Source organism: Acinetobacter lwoffii (assembly GCF_024129855.1).
GTDB lineage: Bacteria > Pseudomonadota > Gammaproteobacteria > Pseudomonadales > Moraxellaceae > Acinetobacter > Acinetobacter lwoffii_L.
Map to the genome: position 1 here is coordinate 75,263 of NZ_JAMXXC010000002.1, position 26,136 is coordinate 101,398.

Here is a 26,136-nt window from a genome sequence, read left to right on the forward strand (position 1 = left end):
GGAGAGGGAAACTTCTATTGTGAAAATAGTTAGAGGGTAAGTTTTAAAGACTTTAACTATCGTAATGGAAGTCCCTTCTCCCTTTGGGAGAAGGTTAGGATGAGGGCAATCCAAAATTACAAGTATTTATAAAAAGGATTTGAACATGTCTAAACAGATTCCAATTTCATTTGAATTTTTCCCGACCAAAACTGATGTAGGTGCGGAAAAACTCAAGGTTGTACATCAAGAGTTACAACTCTTAAATCCAGAATTCTTCTCTGTGACCTATGGTGCTGGTGGTTCCACTCGTGAACGCACCCTGTCTACTATCAATGACTTTAATGGCAAAGGTGCACCTGTTGCCCCTCACCTGTCTTGTATTGGCGATGACAAAGCGCGTATTGCTGAACTTCTAGACCTGTACAAATCTCAAGGTATTGACCGCATTGTTGCCCTGCGTGGTGACTTGCCTTCTGGTCAGGTCGGTTTGGGTGAATTACCTTATGCACAGGATCTGGTCCGCTTTATCCGTGAACATTCAGGCGATCATTTCAAGATTGAAGTCGCAGCTTATCCGGAAATGCATCCTCAGGCTGAAAGCTTTGACAAAGACATTCAGCACTTTGTTGATAAAGTTAATGCGGGTGCCAATGCGGCATTAACCCAGTTCTTCTTCAATCCAGATGCTTATTTCTACTTTGTAGATCGCATCCAGAAAGCAGGAATCGATATTCCAGTTGCGCCAGGCATCATGCCAATTACCAATGCCAGCAACCTGATTCGCTTTGCTGATGGTACCGGCGCTGAGATTCCACGCTGGATTCGCAAGCAACTGGCAACCTATGGTGACGATACTGCTAGCATTAAAGCCTTTGGCCATGAAGTTGTGGTTAAATTCTGTGAGCGTCTGCTTGCAGGTGGTGCGCCAAGCTTGCATTTCTACACCATGAACACTACTGACCCTACCCGTCAGCTGGTCACCGATCTTGGTTTAGCTTAAGCCTTTTATTTCACCGATTTTTTGAGTAGAACGATCAATGCCACGTTTTTATATAGATGCTGATTTAACTGTTGATGTCAGCCTTGAGCTTACGGAAACTGTATTTCATCATTGGGTAAAAGTTTTACGCGCGCAAGTCGGTGAAAGCGCGACCCTGTTCAATGGACAGGGTGGCGAATATGACGTGACTTTAACCGAAGTTGCTAAAAAATCAGCCACCGTCTCGGTCAATGCATTTAGTCCTGCCAATCGCACACCCAAGTTTCAGGCTTTACTCGGTCAAGTAATGAGTAAAGGCGACCGCATGGATTATGCGATTCAGAAAGCAGTCGAACTGGGCGTATCCGAGATTCAGCTGCTGACTTCGGATCGCTGTGAGATGCGTTTAAAGTATGATCGTGATCAAAAAAAGCTAGATCACTGGCAAGGCGTTGCTATTGCCGCTTGTGAACAATGTGGTCTAAATATTGTGCCTGAAATTTTAGCGCCCATGTCACTTGAAAAATGGCTGGATACTGAACTTCCGAACACCAAACTGGTTTTAGCACCCAATAAAGATGAAACAGATGTACTGGCAGATGCGACTTTAGATCTTGCCCTGCTGATTGGCCCCGAAGGTGGCTTGAGTGAGGCAGAAATTAGTGCCGCAAACCAGAAAGGTTTTCTCAACTGGTGTATCGGCGAGCGTGTACTACGTACCGAAACTGCTCCTGTTGTTGCCCTGTCAATTTTGAATTATGTGCTTTAGTTCATCGGATGGGTAAAAATTTGTCTTTAATTTTGTTGATTTTTATTTTTAAGACATCTAATCTCGACTAAAGAATAACAAATACTTATTAATTGATTTCACACATTTCCTGGGGTTTTTATAACAACAATGCACAAGGACGAAAACCGTTTAGGATGAATACAGGCATTGAATCACATGGTTGATAATCAGGACGACTATATTCAACAGCATTTACATGATGCTCAGATTGCGAACACGCTTCGTCATAGTCGCTATTTTTTGCTCAGTATAATGGTGATCTGCCTTTATATTTTTTGTATTTATCACATTCAATATAGCCCGTCTAATACGTATTTTAATACCTGGTTTATTCTGACAGAATTTCTGGTCAGCATGTGTTGGCTGGTAAGTACGCTGTATTTTAAACCTGAACAATATAACCAGAAAAGTGCACACCGCTGGTTACAGATGCAGAGCCTTGCAGTCGGAAGCTGTATCGCGGCCGGTATTTATACAATTTATTACTATTTGCCGCAGGCCAATCCTGTATTTGAAGATATTGAAGCACTGACCTTGTCTGCCTTGTTGCTGATTGTAAGCCAAGCATTTGGCCTGACCTACCTGACCCAGAAACTGAGCTATTTTTGTCTGGTCTTTTTGCCGTCCTTATTCCCTTTTTTACTGTCGCAGCTTGACCATGTCGGTCATTCCAATCCCTTTTTTGGTCTGGCCTTAAACTTTGCGCTCATAGTGATTCTGCTGTGCGCGACAAGTAGTTATCGAATTCACAGCCGCACCTCACGTCTGTATGCGGAAAATGATATTTTGGTGAAAAATGCAGAACAGCAAGTGCATTGGACTGATGAACTGTGCCAGCAACTCAAAACTGAAGTCAATAAATCCAAAGATATTGAACAGCAATTACAGCTCAGTAACCAATTGCTGGAGCAAAAAGTACGGGAACGTACCTATGATATTGAACAGATCAATTATGACCTGAAGAATCAGCAGCAGAATCTAAAACTTGCACATGAAATTGCCGGTATTCGGCCATGGGACTGGAATATTCAAGAGCGCAGCATCACCTTAACCAATCATAAAGACGAAAAGATTCTGCGCGATTCCAAAGATCATCATCTGCAATTACAGTATCTGATTCACCCTGAAGATCTGGCCTATTTTAAGCGCAATATGAAGCAGCATCTGCGTGGCCAGATTGAACGCTATGATGCCACTTACCGGATCAAGCTCAGTGAAGGTGGCTGGAGTTGGGTACATGATATTGGCCGGGTGATCAGTCGTGATCCTAAAAATAAAAAACCCTTGCGCATGGTCGGTATCCGTCGTGATATCCAGCAGGAACGTCTGTCTCAAGAACGTTTAAAACTGGTGGCCAGTGTACTGGAACAAGCTGCGGAAGGCATTTTCATTCTGAATCTTGATTTAGATTATATCGATGTCAATCCCCACTACGAATACCTGAGCGGTTTTGAGCGTGACCAGATCATCGGTAAATCCTTATTTGATATTGCGGTGCAAAATAAATCCCAGCAACGTACTTTTCAGGCCAATATTGTCAAACAGATCCAGAAGATTGGTTCTTATGATGGAGAGGTTTATGCAAAATTTCTGTCTGGCAAAGAGTCGACCTTATGGCTGCATATTAATGCCGTGACTGATGATGAAGGCCGGATTACCCATTATATTGGCATCGTATCAGATCTGACTGAACGTAAATTACAGGAACAGCGCCTGTCCTATCTGGAAAATTACGACACGCTGACTGACTTACCGAACCGCTTCTACTATAACTATCAGCTACATCAGTATCTGGTTTCGCAAAAAGACTCTATTAAAGAGATGGCTGTGATTCGGCTTAACATCGACCGTTTCCGCCCATTGAATGAATATCTGTCCAATAATGGCGGTGATGAACTTTTACGTCAGGTAGCGCAGCGGCTGCGCATGACCAATGCAGAAGCGTTATTTGTGGCACATCTAAATGGTGATGATTTTGCGATTCTCTATGAAATCTCACATATTCGCCCTTCAGTTCAGCACCATTGTGAACGCATTGCTCAGGCCTTTAGCAGACCATTTAATATTTACGGTCAGGATCATGTGATTACCCTGTCCATGGGTGTGGCATTTTATCCGGATCATGGCCGTCAGCTGGATTATTTAAATAACTGCGCCGAACAGGCATTGAATGAAGCCAAAAATCTCGGTGGCAACACCATTCACTTTTATTCCAGTGAAAATCATTCATTACAGAACAAAGGAGTTTTTCTGGAACGGGATCTGCGTAAAGCGATCCAGAATAATGAACTGGTGGTGTATTATCAGCCAAAAATCAATTTCAGCGATCAAAGCATTTATGGCTTTGAAGCGCTGATTCGCTGGAACCATCCAGAAAAAGGCATTATTGCACCAGGGCTGTTTATCCCCTTAGCGGAACAGACCAGCCTGATTTCAGACATTGGCCGCCTAGTGATCCAGCAGGCCGCTAAACAGATTCGCCAATGGAATGATCTGGGCTTTAATCATATTTGTGTATCAGTCAATATCGTGGCACAGCAATTGCGTCGTGGTCAATTGCTCGATGATCTGGACCAAGCCATTGCAGACAACCATATTTCTGGCGCCAGCCTGGAGCTGGAAATTACCGAATCTTCTTTAATTGAAAATTCGGAAGCGGTCAAAAACCTGCTGAATGAAATTAAACAGCGACATATTCATATTGCCCTGGATGATTTTGGTACAGGTTATTCTTCTCTCTCCTATCTTGCTGATTTTCCAATTGATACCTTAAAAATTGATCGCAGTTTTGTTTGCAAGATTGGGGAAAACAAACAGGCAGCGATTGTCAGCGCCATGGTGGCCATGGGTAAAGCCATGGGCATGACCGTGGTCGCGGAAGGGATCGAGACTGAAGAACAGCTAGAATATCTACGTGATTTAGACTGTGATATTGCCCAAGGTTACTTATTTTCCAAACCGCTTCCTGAGCAGGATGCAACCGCTTATTTAGTGCGAGACAAGACACATCAGACTTATATATCTCAAGTCTAAGTCCATACCCGACCACAATAAGTTTGTTGGAAAAACGGCCGTCTTTGTCTGTCCGAACTGGCTAACAAATGGTATATTCAGGAACATAAATAAATTCTTTGCCCGCTGACCGGGTAATCTTTACAACGATCGAGAGACTGATGGACGAACAATCTTTAAAGCAACAGGCCCTTTACTATCACGAATTTCCTACCCCGGGAAAAATCAGCGTTACACCAAGCAAACAATTGGTCAACCAACGTGACTTGGCCCTTGCTTACTCGCCTGGCGTAGCTGCACCATGTCTTGAGATTGAACGCGATCCTTCAACTGCTGCATTGTATACAGCTCGTGGCAACCTGGTTGCTGTCGTGACCAACGGTACTGCCGTGCTTGGCCTGGGTAATATTGGTCCTTTGGCTTCTAAACCGGTGATGGAAGGTAAAGGCGTATTATTTAAAAAATTTGCTGGCGTTGATGTATTCGATATCGAAATTGCTGAAAATGATCCAGACAAAATTGTGGATATTGTCGCTGCATTAGAACCGACTTTTGGCGGGATTAACCTTGAAGATATCAAGGCGCCAGAGTGTTTCTATATCGAGCAAAAATTGCGTGAACGCATGAATATTCCGGTATTCCATGATGATCAGCACGGTACTTCGATTATTGTCGGTTCTGCACTTCTCAATGCGTTGCAAATCAACGGCAAAAAAATTGAAGACATCAAGATTGTGGCTTCAGGCGCGGGTGCTGCTGCACTGTCTTGTTTGAATCTGCTTTGCGCTCTGGGTGCTAAAAAAGAGAACATCATCGTTGCCGATTCACGCGGTCTGTTGACTACGCATCGTGAAGGCCTGGATGAATCCAAGAAAGCCTATGTACAAGACATCGAAGCTACTCAGCTCGGTGACGTGATTGCGGGTGCAGACATGTTCCTCGGTCTTTCTGCTGCGGGCATTCTGACCAAAGAAATGGTCAAGGTCATGGCTGAAGATCCGATCATCTTTGCCTTGGCAAACCCGGATCCAGAAATTCTGCCTGAACATGCGCATGAAGTACGTGATGACGTGATCATGGCGACTGGCCGTTCTGACTATCCGAACCAGGTGAATAACGCACTGTGCTTCCCGTACATCTTCCGTGGTGCACTGGACGTTGGGGCAACCACCATTAACGAAGAAATGAAAATTGCCTGTGTCCATGCGATTGCGCGTATGGCACACGTTGAAGCGGATGCGGCAACCTATGGTGAAAAATCGGCATCATTTGGCCGTGAATACCTGATTCCGGGCCCGCTGGATCAACGCTTGATTCTAGAAATCGCACCTGCTGTTGCACAAGCTGCAATGGATTCTGGTGTGGCAACACGTCCAATCACAGATTTCTCGCATTATCGTCAACGTTTGTCTGAGTTTGTCTACAACTCTGCATTCATGATGAAACCAATTTTTGAACAGGCTAAATCTGATCCTAAACGTATTGCCTATGCCGAAGGTGAAGACCTGCGTGTACTTCGCGCAGTTCAAATCGCGGTAGATGACGGTTTGGCAATTCCGATTCTGGTAGGCCGTCCAGCTGTGATTGAAGCCAACATCAAAAAATTGGGTCTACGTCTTGAAGATGGCGTGAATATCACGATTGTTGATCAGGAAAAGAACCCCAACTATGAAATGTTTGCAGACGATTACTACAATATCATGCAGCGTAAGGGTGTAACACCTGAATATGCACAGCGTGAAGCACGTCGCCGCTCTACCCTGATCGCAGCGATGCTTGTGAAACATGGTATGGCAGACGGTATGCTGTGTGGTACATATTCAAGCTATGACATTCACCTGGACTTCGTCAGCAATATCATTGGCAAGAAAGATGGTCATAACACCTTCTTTACCCTAAATGCCTTGATGCTTGAAGACCGTAACTTGTTCATTGCCGATACCTATGTCAACACCAATCCAACAGCTGAACAGCTGGCTGAAATGACCATTCTGGCCGCTGAAGAAGTTCGCCGTTTTGGTATGACACCACGTATTGCCCTGCTGTCTCACTCAAGTTTCGGTTCAGACCAGCATGATGCCAGCGCGCAAAAAATGCGTAAGGTATATGACATCCTGTCTGAAATTGCGCCTGAGCTGGAAGTTGAAGGTGAAATGCACGGTGATGCTGCTCTGGATGAAAACATTCGTCAGTTTGCATTCCCGAATTCACGTTTCAAAGGCTCTGCAAACTTGCTGATCATGCCAAATCTGGATGCTGCCAATATCTCGTTTAACCTGTTAAAGGCAACTTCAGGCAACAACGTAACGATTGGTCCAATTCTGTTGGGTGCTGCGAAACCTGTCCACATTTTGACGCCGACTGCGACCACGCGCCGTGTGATCAACATGACTGCACTGACTGTTGCTGAAATCCAGCAAGCAGAACAAGATGCACTTTAAGCCAATGACAAGATAACGACGCATCAGCCTCGTTTCTTAACTTGAGAAAACCTCTATTCTGTAGCATGATGCTTGTAAGAATAGAGGTTTTTTCATGCAAGTTTATTTAGTAGGGGGCGCAGTTCGAGATCATTTGCTCGGACACCCCTATCACGAAAAAGATTATGTGGTCGTTGGTGCAACTCCCGCGCAAATGCTTGACTTAGGCTATCAGCCCGTAGGCAAAGATTTTCCTGTTTTTCTACATCCCCAAACAAAAGAAGAATATGCACTGGCGCGTACCGAACGTAAATCTGGCGCCGGTTATCATGGTTTTGAGTTTCATACCGATGTCAGCGTTACGCTAGAGCAGGATCTGATTCGTCGCGATTTGACCATTAATGCCATGGCCATGGATGATGCCGGCCAGGTTCATGATCCCTATGGTGGTCAACAGGACTTGGAAAACCGGATTCTACGTCATGTTTCCGATGCCTTTATCGAAGATCCATTGCGCGTACTGCGAATAGCCCGTTTTGCTGCCCGTTATACCAGTGCAGGCTTTGTGATTGCCGATGAAACCTTGGCATTAATGCAACGCTTGACTGAAACCGGTGAATTAAATGCATTGACACCAGAACGCGTCTGGAAAGAGACTTCCCGTGCATTATCGGAACGTCATGCTGATGTGTATTTTGAAGTATTACGTCAATGTGGTGCTTTAAAGGTGCTATTCCCTGAGATTGATGCCTTATATGGCATTCCACAACGCCCAGAATATCATCCGGAAATTGACTGCGGCATTCACACGATGATGTCCTTGCAGCAGGCGTGTCGTCAAAATTATAGTCTGGATGTACGTTTTGCCGTTTTAGTGCATGACTTAGGAAAAGCTTTAACGCCGGTTGAAGAATTACCGCGACATATCATGCATGAAGAGCGTGGCATCAAGCCAGTGAATGAACTGTGTGACCGCTTAAAAGTGCCGACGTATACCAAGCAGCTGGCTTTGGCGGTATGTAAAGAGCATCTGAAATGCCATCAGGCATTTAATCTTAAGCCGGGAACCTTATGGCGATTATTGCAACGTCTGGATGTGTTACGTCGCCCTGAACGTGTCGAAGCTTTCGTCCAGGCTTGTGAATGTGATTCACGTGGCCGTCTAGGTCTGGAAGATCGGGCTTATCCACAAGCACAATATGTCCTCGATGCCATGCAGACAGTACGCGCCATCAAGGCACAAGACCTTCCTGCCGATATTCAGGGTCCGGATATTGGCGAAATGCTGATTGAACGACGGATTCAGGCACTTGGTCAGCTCAAAGCGCAACAAACCGTAGCGATTGAATAATAAAAAAGCACCTTCGGGTGCTTTTTTAATGGCTTAGTTTCTCTTTATCACAAAAGGAATTAAGAAATATTGAATCAGTACCATCAGGAAATATCTGCCGGAAAGCTGATCACTTGCTCCAGTTTCATTTGATTAGTTGCAATCATCAACAAACGGTCAATTCCCAAAGCAATTCCTGAACATTCCGGCATCTTCGGTAAAGCCGCCAGTAAATATTCATCGATGGGCATGACATGCAAGCCAAGTTTGGCTCGTTCAGCATTATCTGCCTCAAAGCGCGAACGCAATACGTCGGCATCAATCAGCTCATCATAAGCATTGGCCAATTCCAAACCTTCGATATACAGCTCAAAACGCGCAGCGACCAGTTCACCATCTTCATCTATTCGGGTTTTCGCCAGAGAGGCCATTTCAGGTGGAAAATCGGTCAGGAATACTGCAGTATCAAAACCCAGACTCGGTTCAACCATATGTGAAAATAACAGGTCGATATAGCCAAGACGGTCATTTCCCAGATCCAGATTGAGACCGACGCGGCGGCAGCAGTCTTTCAGTTCTTGCAAAGTTGCCTGAAGCGGATTGAGATACAGACGATCCATAAAAGCGTGTTTATAACTCAGAATAGTCGGACGGATTTCACCAAAACGTGCTTTCAAGGTCACATTCAACAGATCCGATACTTCAAACATTAAATCTTTTAAGCTAAATCCCGGGCGATACCACTCCAGCATGGTGAATTCGCTATTATGCTTACGCCCATGCTCATCATCACGGAAGACTTTACAGATCTGGTAAATGGGCCCAGAACCACTAGCCAGTAAGCGCTTCATGGCAAATTCGGGTGAGGTCTGCAAATAATCGGTATGCGCTTTACCCAGCACATGACGCTGGGCCTGTACCGAAGTCAAATGCACATCGGTCACACCGGCTTGAGATAAAATCGGTGTTTCAACCTCTAAGACATCGCGCTCAGCAAAAAACTGACGGATTTGGCGATATAAGGTTGCCCGCGCGTGCATGGCTTGAAGGTCACAAGTGGGGTGATAAGTCATCGTCATGCCTTCGGCCCACCATGAGCTGCCCACTCACGACGCAGCGGATAAGTTTTACGTAAATGATCAAATGCCTGCTGATCGATTTTGCCTTCTTTGAGACAGGCGCGTAGATTGGCATCATCACGAGCAATGTCATAAATTTGGGATAAATGCTGTTGCAATGCCATTTTTAAATCCTGCCCCTGAAAAAACTGCTCACAGACAGGCAGCTGCGTTTCAAACTGTTTACTGGCTGCAAAACCGAAAGTTTGACAAAAAGCCTCATAAATCATCTGAGTACCACGTGCCTTGCCTTCCAGGCTATAGCCGGCAATATGCGGAGTGACCAAAGTCACCAGATCCAGCAGTTCTGCTGAAATCAGCGGTTCGTGTTCAAAGACATCCAAAATCACTGTTCGGTGTGTCGCCTGTATATCCTGGATTAGCGCGGCCTCTTCAATGACTGGCCCACGTGCTGAATTAATCAAGATCGCGTCAGGCTGCATTTTTGCCAATGCAGTAGCATTAAATAAATGATAGGTTGGATATGCGCCTGTTTTGGTTAAAGGAACATGAATCGAAATTGCATCTGCTTGTTGCAGCAATTCATGAAATTCGACTTGATCAACCTGCTCTCTTTGCACAAAAGGATCGCAACCGATCACACGCCAGCCCAAAAGTTTCGCCATATAAGCCAGACGGGTTCCGACATTACCCAAACCGACAATACCCAAGGTAAATGTCGCATTGGCATCGAGTAATTCAAGACGTACCTGCAATAATGCGGTAATGACATATTCAGCCACCGCTTGCGCATTACAGCCGGCCGCATTACTCCACTGAATCCCATGTTGTTCTAATGCAGCAATATCCAAATGATCTGTACCAATGGTGGCACTGCCCACAAATTTAATCGAACTATTCTGTAGCAGTGCTTCATTGACCTGAGTCACTGAACGTACCAACAGGCTGTCGGCATCTTTGACATCATCTGCACTTAAGGTTCGCCCTGCACGATGTTGAATATCACCAAATTCGGAAAAGAAATAATCGGTATATGCCAGATTTTCATCTGCGACAATTTTCATAATGAGATCCATATGATGCTTGGGCGTATGATAGCGCGTTGACGCCTCTGACTCTATATTTGGCCGATACGTCCATTTTTCAAGATTTTATGAATTAAGTTCAGGACTGAAGAATTTAATATTCAAGATCTGCAGCCTAAAAAGAAAAACCCCAATCTTTCGACTGGGGTTTTAAAAATTTGGCGGAAGCGGTGAGATTCGAACTCACGGAGGACTCACACCCTCGTCGGTTTTCAAGACCGGTGCATTAAACCGCTCTGCCACGCTTCCTTGGCCGCCATCATATAAATAAATTAGATTTTTGGCAATAAAATTTAGCGAAACTTCTATAAAAAGCAGCTTATTCAGCTAAAAATCATCCGAAATCAAAGCCAATCTGAGTATTTTCATTCAAAGATTTTAGTATTGCAATGATCTTGAGTTGAATTTAACTCAGTAGAGAATGATGAGAGAAATAATCACATTCAGCATCAAGTAGATCAACAACTGAAAAAATATTGAGACATAAAAAAACCCAGTCAAATTGACTGGGTTTTTAAAATTTGGCGGAAGCGGTGAGATTCGAACTCACGGAGGACTCACACCCTCGTCGGTTTTCAAGACCGGTGCATTAAACCGCTCTGCCACGCTTCCATGGCCGACATGATATAAACAAAAATCACGCTTGGCAAATATTTTTATGCTTTCACTGCATCAACTGCACAAAATAAAATCAATTCCATTAATCTGCTGAATTTTCTGGCTTTTCATAACGAATTGAATTGATGAACCAGAGTTTCTTGCCGGAGGGGGTCAATACCTCGGCCTCATCATCGACCTGCTTGCCCAATAACGCGCGTGCCATCGGTGAACTGATCGATATATGCTGCGGATGATGATCATAAATTTCATCTACACCGACAATACGTAAAGTTTTTTGTTCGCCTTCTTCATTTTCAATTTCTACCCAGGCACCAAAATAAACTTTCCCTTCCTGCTCCGGGGAAAAATCGATGATTTTCAGTTCTTCGAGGCGCTTGCCGAGATACCTGACCCGTCGATCAATTTTACGTAAAATTTGCTTGTTATATTGGTAGTCTGCGTTTTCAGAACGGTCGCCAAGACTGGCGGCCCAGTTCACTTTTTTGGTAATTTCAGGGCGCTCTTCATGCCAGAGATTCTTAAGTTCTGCCACCAATTTATCGTGTCCAGCACGGGTGATTAAGTTGGATTTCATACGTCTTGCTGATCATATTTTCAGTATTTTAACTTACAAACAGCTTATTTTATTTACCATTTTAACACAATGGCAAAATTCCAAAAAAATTAACCCTATATTTCAATATCTTAAAATTATTTTTAAAAATAATTTGTGTACAAAATTTGACAATCGTTTTTCAGATCATTAATATGCCAGCAACTTCCGGAAATGCTTACTTTTTAATCTATGTAGTTTTTCTACATAGTTATCTTTAAATCTCTTGTCATTTTGAATGACGTCATGACTGCCCAACCCTTATTGAATTTATCAAACTGTTAAAATTTCTGGCTTTGTTGGCTGTGATTTTTAGGGCATAAATTACTTGTAGCGGAGACAACATGCACAGTAGTTCATCCACTGGGTCGAGGCTTTGCCTAAGATCTGTAATTTCTTCTCTCCCTTTGAAAGCACTTGTACTGAGCACTGCATTTATTCCCCTACACAGTATCAATGCAAGTAAGACCACACTTCAGTTTGATCATGTGGTCAATAGCAATAAGTTGACCGTGGTTGCGGTTGAAAATCCGACTACCGTATTCCAGGATGGACAACATCTGCATGGCTTCGGTTATGATCTGGTTCGTAACTATGCTAACAATCTGAATGTAAAACTCGATTTTAAAATCGTTCCTGATAATCAGACTGCCCTACAGTGGGTTGCTCAGGGTAAAGCCAATCTGGCTATGACGACTACTGATATACGCACCATTGAAAACAAGCGTTTGACGTCGTTCTCGGCCACTTGTGGCGATGAATCAATTCTGTCGAGTAATGGCTTGAATACCAATTTAAATCTGGTGTTTAAATCTGCTACAGATCCTTTGAGCCAGACGGCCAGTGCTTTTGTCTGCAAAGGCAAACAAAGTGGTGCCATTAAGCAGCTTGCTTCATTTTATAATCAGAATGTCGTGAAAGAGGAATCTTGGACCACCATTCAACGTGATTTGAACAACCGTCTGCCGATCTATGAAGCGAGTTTTAAACAGACAGCGCAGCAGTATGACCTGGATTGGCATTTACTGGCGGCCATTGGTTATCAGGAATCTTATCTGAAACCGAATTCAGTTTCTCCGACGGGTGTGCGTGGTTTGATGATGCTGACCAACAGTACAGCAAAAGCCATGGGCGTGAGTAACCGTACCGATCCTGCTCAAAGTATTCAGGGTGGTGCCAAGTATTATGATCAAATGCTTAGTCGCTATGATCATATTCCTTTTCCAGATCGGAACTGGTTTGCACTGGTAGCTTATAATATGGGCCCAGGTGCAGTGAATCAGTTGCAAAAGCGCATTCAGTCGCAAGGCAAGAACCCGAATAACTGGGTGAACTTATATGCCTATCTGGATCAGAATAAAGCCAATAATGGTCGCTACCGTCAAGCGGTACAATATGTGACCCGCATTCGTGCTTATTTGGAACATATCAAGACCACACCACAATTGGTGAATATCTAAGCTAAAACCTTAGCATTAATCAAAATGACATAAAAAAAGCTTACCTCAGGGTAAGCTTTTTTCGTCTTTATTCAGGCTAATGTCTTAGTAGAATTAAGCCGTGGTATTTTCAAGTACTTTCTTGAACAAATCTTTTTGTTCCTGACTTGGTTTTGCAGTCTGAAGTGCCATCAATTGTGACATATCACCCTGTACTTTGATTTTACCTGTCATGAAGGCCTGCATCGCAGCCGCCATATCAAACTCCAGGAAAACTTTGCGTAGAGTTTCGCCATCCATATTCAGCGTGGTTTTGGCATTTGAAGACAAACCTTTTTTGATTGCCCCACCATCTAAAGATAGTTCAGTATTACCTGTAGTGTCCGCTACAACCAAATTAATCGCAAGGTTCGCCAAAGCTGGTGGCAAATTCAAATCGCCAGCTTGCGCAGTTAGAGTTTCTACAGTTGAAAACCAATCATCAGTTAAAAAAGCAGGCATGATCTTTCCTCAAATTATTTGTTCATTTGTGTCGACTATCCAGACGACATCATGTTGAAGCTATTATGCTTGTGCTTTGTTATATCATGATCATTAGCGCAAAGGCTAACGAATTTTGTACGCGCCGTTCAATTTTTGTAGTTCTATTTTTATTTATGTTTATAAGCAGACATCAACCCGCAGGCTGATGTCTACACGTTCTAAAATTAGTCTGCAGCAAAGCCCAGATTGACCATATTGATCCGGCGGTTCTCGCCTTCCACAGCTTCTTCAGTTGAATCACCGCCTTTGAAGTCGAATTCACGCTGGCTGTCCAGCACTTCAAAATCAAATAATTCACGATCGACCAGCTGCGATGGCGAAACATTTTGTAATGCGCCAAAAATGCTGTGCAGACGTTTTGGATGTGCTTTATCCCAATCACGTAACATGTCATTGATAATTGCGCGCTGCAGGTTGTCCTGAGAGCCACATAAATTACATGGAATAATTGGAAATTGACGCATTTCTGCATATTTGATGATGTCTTTTTCTTCCACATAGGCCAGTGGGCGAATCAGAATGTTCTTTTTGTCTGAAGACAACAGTTTTGGTGGCATAGCTTTCAAGCTGCCGCCATGGAACAGGTTCAGGAAGAAAGTCGCCAAGATATCATCACGATGATGGCCTAAAGCAACTTTGGTCGCGCCAATTTCCTGCGCAAAACCGTATAAAGAACCACGACGCAAACGCGAACAGACTGCACAATAGGTTTTGCCTTCTGGCGTCAGTTTTTTGGTAATGCTGTAGGTGTCTTTTTCCAGAATGTAATACGGAATGTTATTTTCTTCTAAATAACGCGGTAGAACATCTTCAGGGAAGCCTGGCTGTTTCTGATCCAGATTCACAGCCACTACATCGAAATTGATCGGTGCGATGCGCTTGAACTGTAGCAGGATATCCAACAGGGTATAACTGTCTTTACCACCAGAAATACACACCATGACCTTATCGCCTTCTTCAATCATCTTGAAGTCACGAATGGCATGTCCGACCTGGCGGCGAAGCTTCTTCAACAAACGGTAGTAGGCTGAGCTTGTTGGCAGTTCAGGTTTGAAATTAAATCCTTGTTCGGACTCAACTGGCGAGTACATAGACGAGATTAACCCATAAAAAAAATACCGCGCAATTTTAGCCGATTCAGACCGCTATCGCATCAAAAGAATTTATTTTCATGAAAATGTCTTATTAGTTTCATTTTCATGTTTTATTTAGATTGATATATTGAACGATTGCGTTCATTTTTTAGTCAAGATGCTTATCTTTTGGACTTTTCCACAGTTGTCCACAAAAGCTGTGGATAACTTTGTGGATTGAAACAGACTTGACAACTTGTCCGGCTCAAAAGATAAGGCTTTTCTTTAAATTGATCATTTTTTGATCAATTTAATTATTTATAAAAATCAATTAGTTAACCCTGTCAAGCCTAAGGTTTTAAATTAAATCATATTTTTTTTTCTACTGCTAAAATGTAAAAAATGACTTGCATTTACAAACTCGTTTATAAATGCAGCGCACAAGTCTTTTCATTCCGTAATTTTTTGTTAAACTCTTTATTGAATTTTTCTCGCTTGTGTTTACTTAATATAAACAATGAAAATAAATGTGTATGTTTTGGGGCGTTATGGGATCAGTGGTTTGCTATTGGCAAGCTGTTGTCATTTTGCTTATGCCGGTCAAACGATCTATCAATTACGTGACAGTAATGGCAGTACTTTATTGACCAATAAGAAAAGTCGCTATAACCATCTACAGGTAGAAAAGAAAACCTATTATCCAGACAGCAATATTCACAGTTATAGCAACTGGGGTTCAAGTGAAGCTTCGGTATTGCCAAGTTATAGTAAAAATAAAAATGCCTATGACTCGATCATCCGTCAGGCAGCACAAACCTATGGTGTATCTGAAGGCTTGATTAAAGCCGTGATGCATACCGAATCCGGTTTTAATGTGCAGGCACGTTCTCCAGTCGGTGCACAGGGCTTAATGCAACTCATGCCCGCGACTGCCCGTCGTTTTAATGTCAGCAATGCTTATGACCCGCAGCAGAATATTATGGCAGGTGCCAAATATCTGGCCTGGTTATTGAAACGTTTTAATGGCAATACTACCTTGGCACTGGCCGGCTATAATGCCGGTGAAGGTAATGTTGCCAAATATAAGGGCGTGCCACCGTTTCGTGAAACTCAGGACTATGTCCGTCGTGTCAGCAGCCGTTATCAGAACTTATATGCCCAAGGAATTGGCAATACTAGTTCTGTCTATACAGCATCTTCTGATAATGGTCGTGTGATTGCCAGTTCTGACAATTATTCGACTGAAACCACCACAGCTTCCAATATTCAGGCTGCAAAATACCAGCGTCAGATCATTGCTCAAGCGGATGGCAGTTTCACCGATGCACCGGCAGGCTCTTATGCCACCGCGAATGCGTCAGCATCTGCAAAAATATATTTGAGTGAATAATTCCTAAACAGCTTTGTTTTTAAAGACCTATGTTTTAATTCGTACAAAAAATATCCTGTGTTTTTTGTAGCCAAATGCTATTTTTTCCTTGAATTCTTCTCGATTTCACCGCATATTGATTTCAATGATTTACATTTAATAATCAGATTATTTTTCTGTAATAAGAGGATTTCTCAATGATGCGGATTGGTTTGTTCTTGCTAACCAACCTCGCGGTACTGGTTGTAGCTGGCATTATCTTGTCACTCTTCGGTGTCGGTAGTTACCATGGCGCAGGTGGCTTGAATCTAGGCAACCTGTTGGTCATCTGTTTTGTGTTCGGTATGGTCGGCTCAATGATTTCCCTGTTCATGTCTAAATGGATGGCGAAAAAGACCACGGGTACTGAACTGATTGACCCGAATGCACCTCGTAACCAAGCTGAAGCCTGGTTGCTCCAAGAAGTTGCACAACTTTCTCAGCGTGCAGGCATTAAAATGCCGGAAGTGGGTATTTTCCCCTCTTACCAGTCGAATGCCTTTGCCACTGGCTGGAACAAAAACGATGCTCTCGTTGCGGTATCAACCGGCTTGCTTGAGCGTATGAACAAAGACGAACTTCGTGCAGTATTGGCGCATGAGATTGGTCACGTCGCCAATGGTGACATGGTCACTCTGGCACTAATCCAAGGTGTAGTAAACGCCTTCGTGATGTTCTTCGCACGTGTCGCGGGCGATTTTATTGACCGCAATGTCTTTGGTCGTGAAGAAGGTGAAGCCCCGGGTATTGCCTATTTCGTAATTACCATTGTGCTGGATATCGTGTTCGGTATCTTGGCGTCGTCGATTGTGATGTGGTTCTCTCGTCATCGTGAATACCGTGCTGATGAAGCAGGCGCACGTTTGGCAGGTAAACAAGCCATGATTTCAGCATTACTGCGCTTACAGGCAGAATCTGAAATGCCAGATGCCATGCCGAAAGAAATGAAAGCATTTGCGATTTCTGCGGGTAAAGAAGAAGGCTTTAGCCTTGCTGCATTGTTCCAGACGCATCCAAGCATCGAACAGCGTGTCGCTGCATTGCAACAACTAGATTGTGCTTAAGTAAAACTTTAGTTTTGATTTAAGAAAAGCCTGCAATTGCAGGCTTTTTTTATTGGATTTAATTATTTTTTAGCTAGCCTATCATTGGCTGAACCATTGATATAGCGCCATAGCACCCCACCCGATCGCGAAGACAAATACAATCAGGAATAAAGTACCTAAAATATCGGGGATGTGAATCCAGATCCAGGCCACCACGGGATTGCGCCAGAATGCAGATTGCTGTTGTTTGCGTTCCAGACTTTCATGCAAAAATGGGTGTACCACATGCCGGTCGCTGCTAATCTGATATTCCTCGCGAATATGCAGATGCACGACATCGAGCGCCTTGCGACTGGGCCGAATAAAAATATCAAAGACCGTGCCCGCCACCGGAATAAATCCTACTACCGCATCGATCGCCGCCATCTTCATCACTGGATTGAGTTTGGCACTCGGAACCCCGATCTGTTTGGCCTTATGAATGGCATAACAGGTCAATACAAAACCGGCAATATCTCCCGCAACCGGAATCGTACTCAAAGCAGCATCTGCCCCCACTCCTTGCTTGGTAAACGGAATACGTACTACGGAATCCATTATATTGGCAAACTTGGCCAGATCACGTTCCAGACGTATCACCTCTTGTTGGCTTAGTTTTGGTTTTTGTCCAGACTCAGGCATAGGTTATTCCAGAAATAATGCTGATTTTCTTGAGCATAAAGTATTTTTTATACGCTGATGTATCAATCTGTGAATTAAAACAATAATTTGGAAGCCACAAATAAATACAGAATCACACCAGTAGCATCGCAGATGGAAGTCACCAATGGCGCCGAAGCACTGGCAGGATCAAGTTTGAGTTTATTTAAAATAAAAGGCAGACTCATGCCGATCAGACAGCCCATCAACACAATTCCGAGCATACTGATGGCCAGCACCACTGCCACCATAATATCTCCCCGAATATAACCCAGAATGGATACCGCAATCGCCATGGTGCCACCTAAACATAGTGCCACCAGCGATTCACGACTAAGCAGGTTAAACCAGTCCTTGAACTCGACATCGCCTGTGGCCAAGGCACGCACCATCAAGGTGGCTGATTGCGAACCGGCATTCCCGCCACTACCCACCAAAAGTGGTAAGAAAAATACCAGCACGATATGTGCGGCAATGATCTCTTCAAAGTGTGCAATCCCGATTCCAGAGAGCAGACTGCCAAAAACCAGAATGACCAGCCAAAAGACCCGCTTCTGATACAGGGTCAAAATCGGGGCAGTTTTAAGGCTCAATTCAGTCAACGGTGTCACTGCACCCGACTTTAAAATATCTTCAGTGGTTTCGGCTTCGACAATGTCCATAGCATCGTCATAAGTAACAATTCCTAAGAGTTTTTGCTGTGCATCAACTACAGGCAGAGCAATAAAATCATAATAGGCCAAGGCTCGAGCTACAATTTCCTGATCATCTGTTACCTGAGCAGAAATGACGTCACGTTGCATCACCTCGGCAATGCTCAGCTCAGGTAAGGCCTGTATGATCTGCCTTAAGGAAATCACACCGATCAGCCGTTCTTCTGCATCGACAATATAAATCAAATACAGGGTTTCCTGCCCGGCGGCCACCACACGTAAAGCCTGTATCGCTTCATCCATGGTTAAATCGGGTGAGAGCGTCACAAAACGTGAGCTCATCATGGCACCCGCTGTACCTTCCGGATAGATGGCCAGATCTTTGAGTGTCTGCTGGGATTCTTCAGATAATGCGCTCATCAATTGCAGCTGTAGCGGCGGCGAAAACTGCTTATAAATATCGACAAAATCATCAGAAGGCATTGCATCCAGAATGGGAACAAGTTCTGAAATAGATAAGTGCTGTGCCACGTTTAACTGCTGCCCTAGGGGCATAAAAGCATAGACCAAGCTTGGTTCATTCAGTTCCCTTAAAATTCGGGCCTGTTGCCGAGCATCTAAACGACTTAAAATGCGCGCCTGATCGGCGACATTCAGCTGACTGAGTAAACCTACAGCGATGTCGTGATTTTCAGAATGTAATTGTTGTTGGATATGCTGGATTTTTTCTGAAATTGTCGGCATAAGCAGCTCATTATAAAAGTCTGGCATTCAAGAGATGTTTGTCCTGATCCCTATGTATCCTAATTTTTCATGTGAATAATTTTAATGATCATGCTGCAATATGACGATATTTTTTGTATAAATCAATTCCTCGATATTTAGCCAGAAAAAAGCCTGACTGAGTCAGGCTTGTTCACTTTCTAAAGATGGATGCTCTATCACCACTGATTGAGAAACCGTTTTTTTAATCATGAGACTACGGATCAATACATACATAAAGGGAATAAACAGCAGTACCAGGACAGTAGCAAATAGCACCCCACCAAAAACACTACTGCCAATCTCCTGCCGGCTGATTGCACTGACGCCCGTGGCAAACATCAAAGGCAATACACCCGCTGCAAATGCAATGGAAGTCATGACAATAGGACGCAAGCGTAAGCCCGCAGCCATTATCGCGGCCTGAACCGGAGTATGACCTGCCCGCTCTGCTTGTGCAGCAAACTCTACAATCAAAATTGCATTTTTACAGGACAGACCGATAGTCGTCAGCAAGGCGATATGAAAGTAAATATCGTTTGCAAAACCGAACCAGGCACAGAATAGAATACTCCCTCCCACGCCCAGAGGAATCGCGGTCAACCCCACAGCAGGAATCGCCCAGCTTTCATAGAGTGCCGTTAAACATAAGAAAATAAAGGCAATCGAAATTAGATACAAGAAAATAGCTTGCCCACTGCTGCGTTTTTCTTCTAGTGCGGCTCCACTCCAGGCCAAATTTACTCCGTCTTGTTCATCGACTAAAGCTTCGATATCTTGCATGGTTTGACTCGAAAATTGATCTTTGGGAATACCTGCATACACAGGCACGGCGTTATAGCCCATATAACGGTTTATACTATTCGGTCCACCTTGCCAATTCAGCGTAGTGAATTGATTAAACGATAACATTTCGCCTTTGCTATTACGGACATGCCAATGTGCCAAATCTTCAGGTTTAGAACGGAACTCCGCTTCGCCTTGCATGATGACCCGTTTGATTTGTCCACGATCAATAAAGTCATTGATATAGGTACCACTCCAAGCCGCAGCCAACGTACTGTTAAAACTTTGCTGAGGTACGGCATATTTGAGTAAACGTTCTATATCCAGTTTAATATTCAGCTCGGCACTTTCTTTGGGTACATCAAGTTGTAAATATTCAATCGATGATTTTGCTTTGGCACGGGTTTCAATCTCAGAGAAGGATTGCTGTAAAAACTCGCTACCCCTTGAATCTAGATCTTGTAACCAGAAGTCGACCACACGTCCATTACTTGACATAGAAGGCGCCATAAAGAAAATCTGGGCATTGGCATGATTGGCAAAGTGCTTTTGTGCACGATCTACAATGGCAAAGACGGTATCTTCAGGATTTTTACGCGCTGCCCAGTCCTTTAATACGACAAAAAGCTGACCACGATAAGGCCCAACTCCAACATTGTTTCCACTATACCAAATCCCAATGCTCTGGATGCGCTCAGATTCATGCTGCATTAAATAGTCTTGGACTTCACGCCCGACTTTTTCTATCTCAGAACGTGGTGCATTGCCCGGCATCACAATTTGACCCATGACAAAGCCCATATCTTCCGTTGGCATCAGCCCTTCGGGCAAGGTTTTATAAAGCCAGCCAAAGCCCAAAACACATATACTAAATAAAGCCAGCATCGTCATTTTAAACTGCATGCTACGTGCAGAAAGCTTTTGGTAACGCATGGTGAGTTTCTCCATGCCACGATTAAAACGCTGTGCCCATTTCGGTTGATGTGGTTGACGCTTTAGCAGTTGCGCTGCAAATGTAGGGGTGATGATGAGTGCCACCAATAAAGAAAGTAGCATTGCCACGACCAACGTGATGGAAAACTGACGATAGATGACTCCTGTCATACTGCCAAAAAATGCCATGGGAATAAATACAGCAGTTAAGACCAACGTAATCCCGATCAACGCACCGCTAATTTCCTTCATTGACTTTAAAGCTGCAGCCTGAGCATACAGATGTTCTTCATGCATCAAACGTTCAATGTTTTCCACTACTACAATGGCATCATCGACTAACAGACCAATCGCCAAAATCAGGGCAAACAAGGTAAAACTGTTCAAGCTCATTCCCAATACATACAGCACTGCAAATGTGGCTAAAACTACAATCGGAATGGTGACTGCAGGAATAATAGTGGCGCGCCAGTTTTGCAGGAAGATAAACATCACCAAAACCACCAGTACCATCGCTTCGACTAACGTTTTCGCGACTTGTTCAATTGAACTGGTAATAAATGGGGTTCTGTCCATGGTCATACGCAATTGATAATGTGCAGGCAAATTGGCTTGGGCATTTTTCAATACCGTTTGCATCTGCTCTGAAACCGCAATCGCATTACTCCGTGGTGCCAATTGAATCGATAATGCAGCGGATAAATGACCGTTGGTATAATTTAAATGGTTATAACTTTCTGCCCCTAACTCAACACGCGCGACATCTTTCAAGTACAGCACTGAACCTGAATCTGTTGTTTTCACAATAATTTTTTCAAATTCATCAATGCTACTTAAACGTGATCCTGCACTGACCTTGGCATTCATGTATTGATCTTGTGCTGTCGGTAATCCACCAATAGAACCAGACACAAGTGGTGCATTTTGTGCCTCGACTGCATTGCGAATATCACTCGGCATCAGATTAAATTGGCGTAGTTTATGTGGATTGAGCCAAATGCGCATCGCATAGCCTGCGCCATAAAGCTCCACCTCACCCATCCCGTCAATACGGGAAAAACGCGGTTCGACATGCACCATTAAATAGTCAGCAAGCTCTGTAGGTGTCGCCTTCCCTGATTCGTCATATAAACTCAGTAATGCAAATTGATCATAACCTTGTTTATAAACAGCCACTCCATTTTGCTGGGTTTCTTCAGGCAATCGACTTAGCACACCATTGACCGCATTTTGCACTTGCAACAGTGCCTGATCGAGATCTACTCCTTGCTCAAACGACAGTGTCAGATTTGCACGTCCCACGCTACTGTTGGACTGAAAGCTTTCCAAACCTTCAATGCCTTTCACCGCTTGTTCTAAAATTTGCGTGACCGATTGCTCAACGGTTTCCGCAGATGCACCACGATACCCCGCAGAAACCCCTAACGCAGGTGCATCCATATTCGGCATATGCTCAATCGGAATTTTTTGCAGTGCAAAAATTCCTAATACCATCATGATAATGGCGATCACGGCTGCAAATTTAGGTCGATAAATAAAAAAGCGTGACAACATGAATAAAAATCCCCATCAGATGCATTCTCACGACGCATTCTTCTATGAATAGATGATTTCTATAGCAATTTTCACACCATACTGCAGACTCAACCAGCCATTGGATTAATCTTAAGGATAAAAAAATCCCCGTATAAACGAGGATTTTTTAGCTCTAGAGTTTTCCTTTGTTTTAAGCACGCGATTTTTTGATGATAAGTCGACGAATTAAAACATACATAAATGGAATAAAAATCAGCACCAGCAAAGTTCCAAAAATAACACCACCAAATACACTTACGCCAATTTCCTGACGACTCACCGCACCTGCGCCTGTAGCAAAGACCAGCGGTAAAATCCCTGCGCCAAAAGCCAAAGAAGTCATCAAAATTGGACGTAGGCGTAAAGAGGCACCTTCTAGTGCCGCTTCTACTACCGATTTTCCTTGTTGCTGCGCTAACGAAGCAAACTCCACAATCAGAATGGCATTCTTACAGGACAGACCGATGGTGGTTAGCAAGGCAATCTGGAAATAGATATCATTCGGGAAACCAGCCAGATAACTGAAAATAATATTGCCGCCAATTCCGAGTGGAATAGCTGACATCACGGCGGTTGGAATGCTCCAGCTTTCATATAAAGCTGCCAGGCAGAGAAAAATAAAGCCAATTGAAATCAGATACAGCCAGATCGCCTGATTATTGGACTGTTTTTCCTCGAAAGAAAGACCGCTCCAGACCACATCCACCCCTTCCTGCTCGGCAATTAAAGCTTCCACATCTTGCATGGCCTGGCCGGAACTGCTGTCTTTGGCCCGATCGGCTTCCATTTGCAATGCGGTATACCCCATAAAGCGGTTGACCACTTCAGGACCACCACTCCAGCCCACTTGCGAGAAGTTACTGAAAGGCACCATCTGATTTTGGTCATTTCGTACATGCCACTGTGCCAGATCTTCCGGCTTAGAGCGGAATTCAGCATCACCCTGCATAATCACCCGTTTAATCCGGCCGCGATCAATAAAGTCATTGATATAACTGCCGCCCCAAGCACTGGATAAAGTACTGTTGATTGCCGATTGAGTCAGGCCGTTGGCCATGGCCTGTTTCTGATCAATATTGACACGTAGTTCTGCTTTGTCAGGATTAGAACGCTTGCCCAGATTTTCAAAGCTTGTATAGTTGCCCGCCCGAGCTTCCAGCGCTTTAAATTGCTGTTCCAGATATTGCCGGCCATTGCCATTGATATCTCGAATCCAGAAATCCAGACCATCGGTTTGTCCCAGACCATTGACTGAAGCTGGCATGGACACATTAATTTGTGCATTGCGATTACTCTGGAAATGCTTCAAAGCCCGTTCACGAATCGATTGTGCAGTATTGTCCTGACCGGAACGCTCATCCCAATGTTTCAACGCTACAAAACCGGTCGCGAGGTTCTGACCAGTTCCAGAGAAATTTCGCCCATAACGGATCATCACCAGATTGACATTAGCTTGTTCCTGATCCAGAAAATACTTACGGACTTCTTCACCGATCTGAATGGTATTTTTCATCGGAGCGCCTTCCTGCAATTTGATTTGCAAGCTTAAGATCCCCTGATCCTCACTCGGTAAGAAACTGGTCGGCAAGGCACGATAGAACAGCGCAAACACACCGATCAATCCGGCAAACAGCAGCAAACAGATTGCCTGACGCTGAATCGTGAGTTTAGACAAATTCAGATAACGATGTTTTAAATGATCCAGTTTCTGGTTAAACCAGGACGCCCATTTTGCCGGTTTAGGATTCGGTTTTAGAATAAGCGCGCACAATGCTGGCGTTAGAATCAATGCCACCATTAAGGACAGCGACATGGCCGCAACCAAAGTGATAGAAAATTGGCGATAGATCACGCCAGTCGAACCACCAAAGAAAGCCATCGGAATAAAGACTGCGGTCAAAACCAGAGTAATTCCGATCAGTGCTCCACTAATTTCCTGCATGGATTCCAGGGCAGCGTCTTTGGCGGACAGTTGCTTTTCATGCATCAATCGTTCAACGTTTTCCACCACAACAATCGCATCATCCACCAACAGACCGATCGCCAGAACCAGCGCAAATAAGGTTAAGGTGTTGATACTCATACCCAGTGCATACAGCACCGCCATGGTACCCAAAATCACTACCGGAACAGTCACGGTAGGAATCAAGGTGGCACGCCAGTTCTGCAAGAAAATGAACATCACAATGATGACCAAAATCACGGCTTCGATCAGGGTTTTGACCACTTCTTTAATTGATTCTTGTACAAAAGGCGTATTATCACGTGGATAGGCAATTTTATAGCCTTCAGGCAATTGCTGGGAAATACGGGCAATTTCAGCTTTAATCAGATTAGAGGTGGCAATGGCATTGGCACCTGACGCCAGCGAAATACCCAGACCTGCCGATGGATAACCATTATTGGTACTATAAGACTGATAATTTTCAGCACCCAGTTCTACCCGCGCAATATCTTTCAAATAAATAAAGCTGCCGGCACGATCCGATTTGACAATAATATTCTGGAATTCTTCCACGGTTTTTAGCCGTGAACCCGAAGTAACTTTGGCATTCAGGTATTGCTCGTCTATGGCGGGAAGATCACCAATCGCACCAGCAGCGACCTGAGTATTCTGGGCTTCAATCGCAGCACGCACATCGCTTGGCATCAAGTTATATTGTTTTAATTTTACCGGATTCAGCCAGATCCGCATCGCATATTGTGAACCAAAAACATCAACCTCACCAATGCCTTCAATCCGGGAAATGTCCTGTTCCAGATGGGTCATCAGATAGTCGGAAAGTTCAATATTGTTGCTGCGCCCCGATTCATCATACAGGCTGATCACCATATGGGTATCACCGAGCGATTTAAAGACATTAACGCCTTGGCGTTGTACATCTTCCGGTAATCGGTTTAGTACCCCATTAATCGCATTTTGTACCTGAACCTGTGCGGTATCTGGGTCGGTGCCATTTTCAAAGCTAATACTGACCCGGCTGCGCCCTGAAGAATCACTACTCGAACTGAAATACAGCAGATGATCAATGCCTTTGATTTGCTGTTCCAGCACTTGAGTCACACTTTCTTCCACAGTTTCCGCAGAAGCACCGCTATAAGTTGCTGCCACCGTTATCCTTGGCGGGGCAATGTCCGGATAACGTTCCACTGGCAGGTTCATCACTGCGAACAAGCCGATTGCCATGACAACAATCGCCAGTACCCCAGCAAAGATCGGGCGGTGGATAAAAAATTTAGACAGCATAAGTCCGGGTCACTTTTAATTAAATAGGGGTAAATTGATGCAGAACATAAGCATGCTATATCCAAATATTCAGTGACATAGC

The 26,136-nt window shown here is 44.0% G+C and carries 17 protein-coding genes and 2 tRNA genes; 8 read left to right on the forward strand and 11 right to left on the reverse strand.

Annotated features, from left to right (window positions below; translation table 11 throughout):
* Positions 1 to 145: 145 nt before the first annotated feature.
* The 5 genes from metF (at position 146) to NI465_RS02170 (ending at position 8,534) form a co-directional block, all read left to right on the forward strand.
* The gene (gene metF / locus NI465_RS02150) at positions 146 to 982 is read left to right on the forward strand and encodes a methylenetetrahydrofolate reductase [NAD(P)H] (RefSeq protein ID WP_253144151.1); all 837 of its coding nucleotides are present in this window, start codon (positions 146 to 148) and stop codon (positions 980 to 982) included.
* Positions 983 to 1,019: 37 nt separating this feature from the next.
* On the forward strand, positions 1,020 to 1,730 hold the full coding sequence (locus NI465_RS02155) for a 16S rRNA (uracil(1498)-N(3))-methyltransferase (RefSeq protein WP_253144153.1): 711 nt from the start codon (positions 1,020 to 1,022) through the stop codon (positions 1,728 to 1,730).
* Between the two features lie 177 nt (positions 1,731 to 1,907).
* Positions 1,908 to 4,784 (forward strand): putative bifunctional diguanylate cyclase/phosphodiesterase, encoded by a 2,877-nt coding sequence (locus tag NI465_RS02160; RefSeq protein ID WP_253144155.1) that lies wholly within the window; start codon positions 1,908 to 1,910, stop codon positions 4,782 to 4,784.
* Between the two features lie 140 nt (positions 4,785 to 4,924).
* Positions 4,925 to 7,204 carry an NADP-dependent malic enzyme gene (locus NI465_RS02165; protein WP_004280528.1) on the forward strand — a complete coding sequence of 760 codons (2,280 nt, stop codon included), beginning with the start codon at positions 4,925 to 4,927 and terminating at the stop codon, positions 7,202 to 7,204.
* A 94-nt stretch (positions 7,205 to 7,298) separates the two neighbouring features.
* Complete coding sequence (locus NI465_RS02170; RefSeq protein WP_253144156.1) at positions 7,299 to 8,534, forward strand: multifunctional CCA addition/repair protein; 1,236 nt, start codon at positions 7,299 to 7,301, stop codon at positions 8,532 to 8,534.
* 83 nt (positions 8,535 to 8,617) lie between these two features.
* On the opposite strand, the gene epmA is transcribed toward NI465_RS02170, so the two are convergent.
* The 5 genes from epmA to greB all read right to left on the reverse strand — a co-directional run bounded on the left by epmA (position 8,618) and on the right by greB (position 11,872).
* Positions 8,618 to 9,592, reverse strand: a complete 975-nt coding sequence (gene epmA / locus NI465_RS02175) for an EF-P lysine aminoacylase EpmA (RefSeq protein ID WP_180086278.1) — start codon at positions 9,590 to 9,592, stop codon at positions 8,618 to 8,620.
* Positions 9,589 to 10,656 (reverse strand): 4-phosphoerythronate dehydrogenase, encoded by a 1,068-nt coding sequence (locus NI465_RS02180; RefSeq protein WP_129716735.1) that lies wholly within the window; start codon positions 10,654 to 10,656, stop codon positions 9,589 to 9,591. Before NI465_RS02180 ends, epmA begins: the two co-directional genes overlap by 4 nt.
* 180 nt (positions 10,657 to 10,836) lie before the next feature.
* Positions 10,837 to 10,926 (reverse strand) — tRNA-Ser (locus tag NI465_RS02185).
* Between the two features lie 273 nt (positions 10,927 to 11,199).
* A tRNA-Ser gene (locus NI465_RS02190) sits at positions 11,200 to 11,289 on the reverse strand.
* An 88-nt stretch (positions 11,290 to 11,377) separates the two neighbouring features.
* On the reverse strand, positions 11,378 to 11,872 hold the full coding sequence (gene greB, locus NI465_RS02195) for a transcription elongation factor GreB (RefSeq protein WP_005103930.1): 495 nt from the start codon (positions 11,870 to 11,872) through the stop codon (positions 11,378 to 11,380).
* 362 nt (positions 11,873 to 12,234) lie between these two features.
* On the opposite strand from greB, the gene NI465_RS02200 reads away from it, so the two are divergent.
* Positions 12,235 to 13,350, forward strand: a complete 1,116-nt coding sequence (locus NI465_RS02200) for an MltF family protein (RefSeq protein WP_004280534.1) — start codon at positions 12,235 to 12,237, stop codon at positions 13,348 to 13,350.
* A 93-nt stretch (positions 13,351 to 13,443) separates the two neighbouring features.
* On the opposite strand, the gene NI465_RS02205 is transcribed toward NI465_RS02200, so the two are convergent.
* Together NI465_RS02205 and ttcA are read right to left on the reverse strand one after the other, a co-directional pair.
* Positions 13,444 to 13,830: an SCP2 sterol-binding domain-containing protein gene (locus NI465_RS02205; RefSeq protein ID WP_004280536.1), complete on the reverse strand. Its 387-nt coding sequence runs from the start codon at positions 13,828 to 13,830 to the stop codon at positions 13,444 to 13,446.
* A 206-nt stretch (positions 13,831 to 14,036) separates the two neighbouring features.
* Entirely contained in the window at positions 14,037 to 14,963 is a 927-nt protein-coding gene (ttcA, locus tag NI465_RS02210) for a tRNA 2-thiocytidine(32) synthetase TtcA (protein WP_004280538.1), read from the reverse strand.
* Between the two features lie 499 nt (positions 14,964 to 15,462).
* On the opposite strand from ttcA, the gene NI465_RS02215 reads away from it, so the two are divergent.
* Together NI465_RS02215 and htpX are read left to right on the forward strand one after the other, a co-directional pair.
* Complete coding sequence (locus NI465_RS02215) at positions 15,463 to 16,335, forward strand: lytic transglycosylase domain-containing protein (RefSeq protein ID WP_071850722.1); 873 nt, start codon at positions 15,463 to 15,465, stop codon at positions 16,333 to 16,335.
* Positions 16,336 to 16,511: 176 nt separating this feature from the next.
* Positions 16,512 to 17,417 carry a protease HtpX gene (gene htpX / locus NI465_RS02220; RefSeq protein ID WP_004280540.1) on the forward strand — a complete coding sequence of 302 codons (906 nt, stop codon included), beginning with the start codon at positions 16,512 to 16,514 and terminating at the stop codon, positions 17,415 to 17,417.
* Positions 17,418 to 17,498: 81 nt separating this feature from the next.
* Here htpX and NI465_RS02225 read toward each other — a convergent pair whose 3' ends face one another.
* The 4 genes from NI465_RS02225 to NI465_RS02240 form a co-directional block, all read right to left on the reverse strand.
* The gene (locus NI465_RS02225; protein ID WP_243474390.1) at positions 17,499 to 18,080 is read right to left on the reverse strand and encodes a DUF4112 domain-containing protein; all 582 of its coding nucleotides are present in this window, start codon (positions 18,078 to 18,080) and stop codon (positions 17,499 to 17,501) included.
* Positions 18,081 to 18,154: 74 nt separating this feature from the next.
* Positions 18,155 to 19,495, reverse strand: coding sequence for a magnesium transporter (mgtE, locus tag NI465_RS02230; RefSeq protein ID WP_044109438.1), 1,341 nt, complete (start codon positions 19,493 to 19,495; stop codon positions 18,155 to 18,157).
* A gap of 162 nt (positions 19,496 to 19,657) precedes the next feature.
* Positions 19,658 to 22,786: an efflux RND transporter permease subunit gene (locus tag NI465_RS02235; RefSeq protein WP_184412343.1), complete on the reverse strand. Its 3,129-nt coding sequence runs from the start codon at positions 22,784 to 22,786 to the stop codon at positions 19,658 to 19,660.
* A 172-nt stretch (positions 22,787 to 22,958) separates the two neighbouring features.
* Positions 22,959 to 26,054 (reverse strand): multidrug efflux RND transporter permease subunit, encoded by a 3,096-nt coding sequence (locus tag NI465_RS02240; protein ID WP_180086286.1) that lies wholly within the window; start codon positions 26,052 to 26,054, stop codon positions 22,959 to 22,961.
* Positions 26,055 to 26,136: the final 82 nt, after the last annotated feature.

Bases quoted from the DNA above. Each gene is read 5' to 3' on its own strand.
- NI465_RS02180 (WP_129716735.1), bottom strand. From the start codon at position 10,656: ATGAAAATTGTCGCAGATGAAAATCTGGCATATACCGATTATTTCTTT.
- mgtE (WP_044109438.1), bottom strand. From the start codon at position 19,495: ATGCCGACAATTTCAGAAAAAATCCAGCATATCCAACAACAATTACAT.
- NI465_RS02235 (WP_184412343.1), bottom strand. From the start codon at position 22,786: ATGTTGTCACGCTTTTTTATTTATCGACCTAAATTTGCAGCCGTGATC.
- epmA (WP_180086278.1), bottom strand. From the start codon at position 9,592: ATGACGATGACTTATCACCCCACTTGTGACCTTCAAGCCATGCACGCG.
- NI465_RS02240 (WP_180086286.1), bottom strand. From the start codon at position 26,054: ATGCTGTCTAAATTTTTTATCCACCGCCCGATCTTTGCTGGGGTACTG.
- NI465_RS02155 (WP_253144153.1), top strand. From the start codon at position 1,020: ATGCCACGTTTTTATATAGATGCTGATTTAACTGTTGATGTCAGCCTT.
- NI465_RS02205 (WP_004280536.1), bottom strand. From the start codon at position 13,830: ATGCCTGCTTTTTTAACTGATGATTGGTTTTCAACTGTAGAAACTCTA.
- ttcA (WP_004280538.1), bottom strand. From the start codon at position 14,963: ATGTACTCGCCAGTTGAGTCCGAACAAGGATTTAATTTCAAACCTGAA.
- htpX (WP_004280540.1), top strand. From the start codon at position 16,512: ATGATGCGGATTGGTTTGTTCTTGCTAACCAACCTCGCGGTACTGGTT.
- NI465_RS02200 (WP_004280534.1), top strand. From the start codon at position 12,235: ATGCACAGTAGTTCATCCACTGGGTCGAGGCTTTGCCTAAGATCTGTA.
- NI465_RS02160 (WP_253144155.1), top strand. From the start codon at position 1,908: ATGGTTGATAATCAGGACGACTATATTCAACAGCATTTACATGATGCT.
- NI465_RS02225 (WP_243474390.1), bottom strand. From the start codon at position 18,080: ATGCCTGAGTCTGGACAAAAACCAAAACTAAGCCAACAAGAGGTGATA.
- NI465_RS02165 (WP_004280528.1), top strand. From the start codon at position 4,925: ATGGACGAACAATCTTTAAAGCAACAGGCCCTTTACTATCACGAATTT.
- NI465_RS02215 (WP_071850722.1), top strand. From the start codon at position 15,463: ATGAAAATAAATGTGTATGTTTTGGGGCGTTATGGGATCAGTGGTTTG.
- greB (WP_005103930.1), bottom strand. From the start codon at position 11,872: ATGAAATCCAACTTAATCACCCGTGCTGGACACGATAAATTGGTGGCA.
- NI465_RS02170 (WP_253144156.1), top strand. From the start codon at position 7,299: ATGCAAGTTTATTTAGTAGGGGGCGCAGTTCGAGATCATTTGCTCGGA.
- metF (WP_253144151.1), top strand. From the start codon at position 146: ATGTCTAAACAGATTCCAATTTCATTTGAATTTTTCCCGACCAAAACT.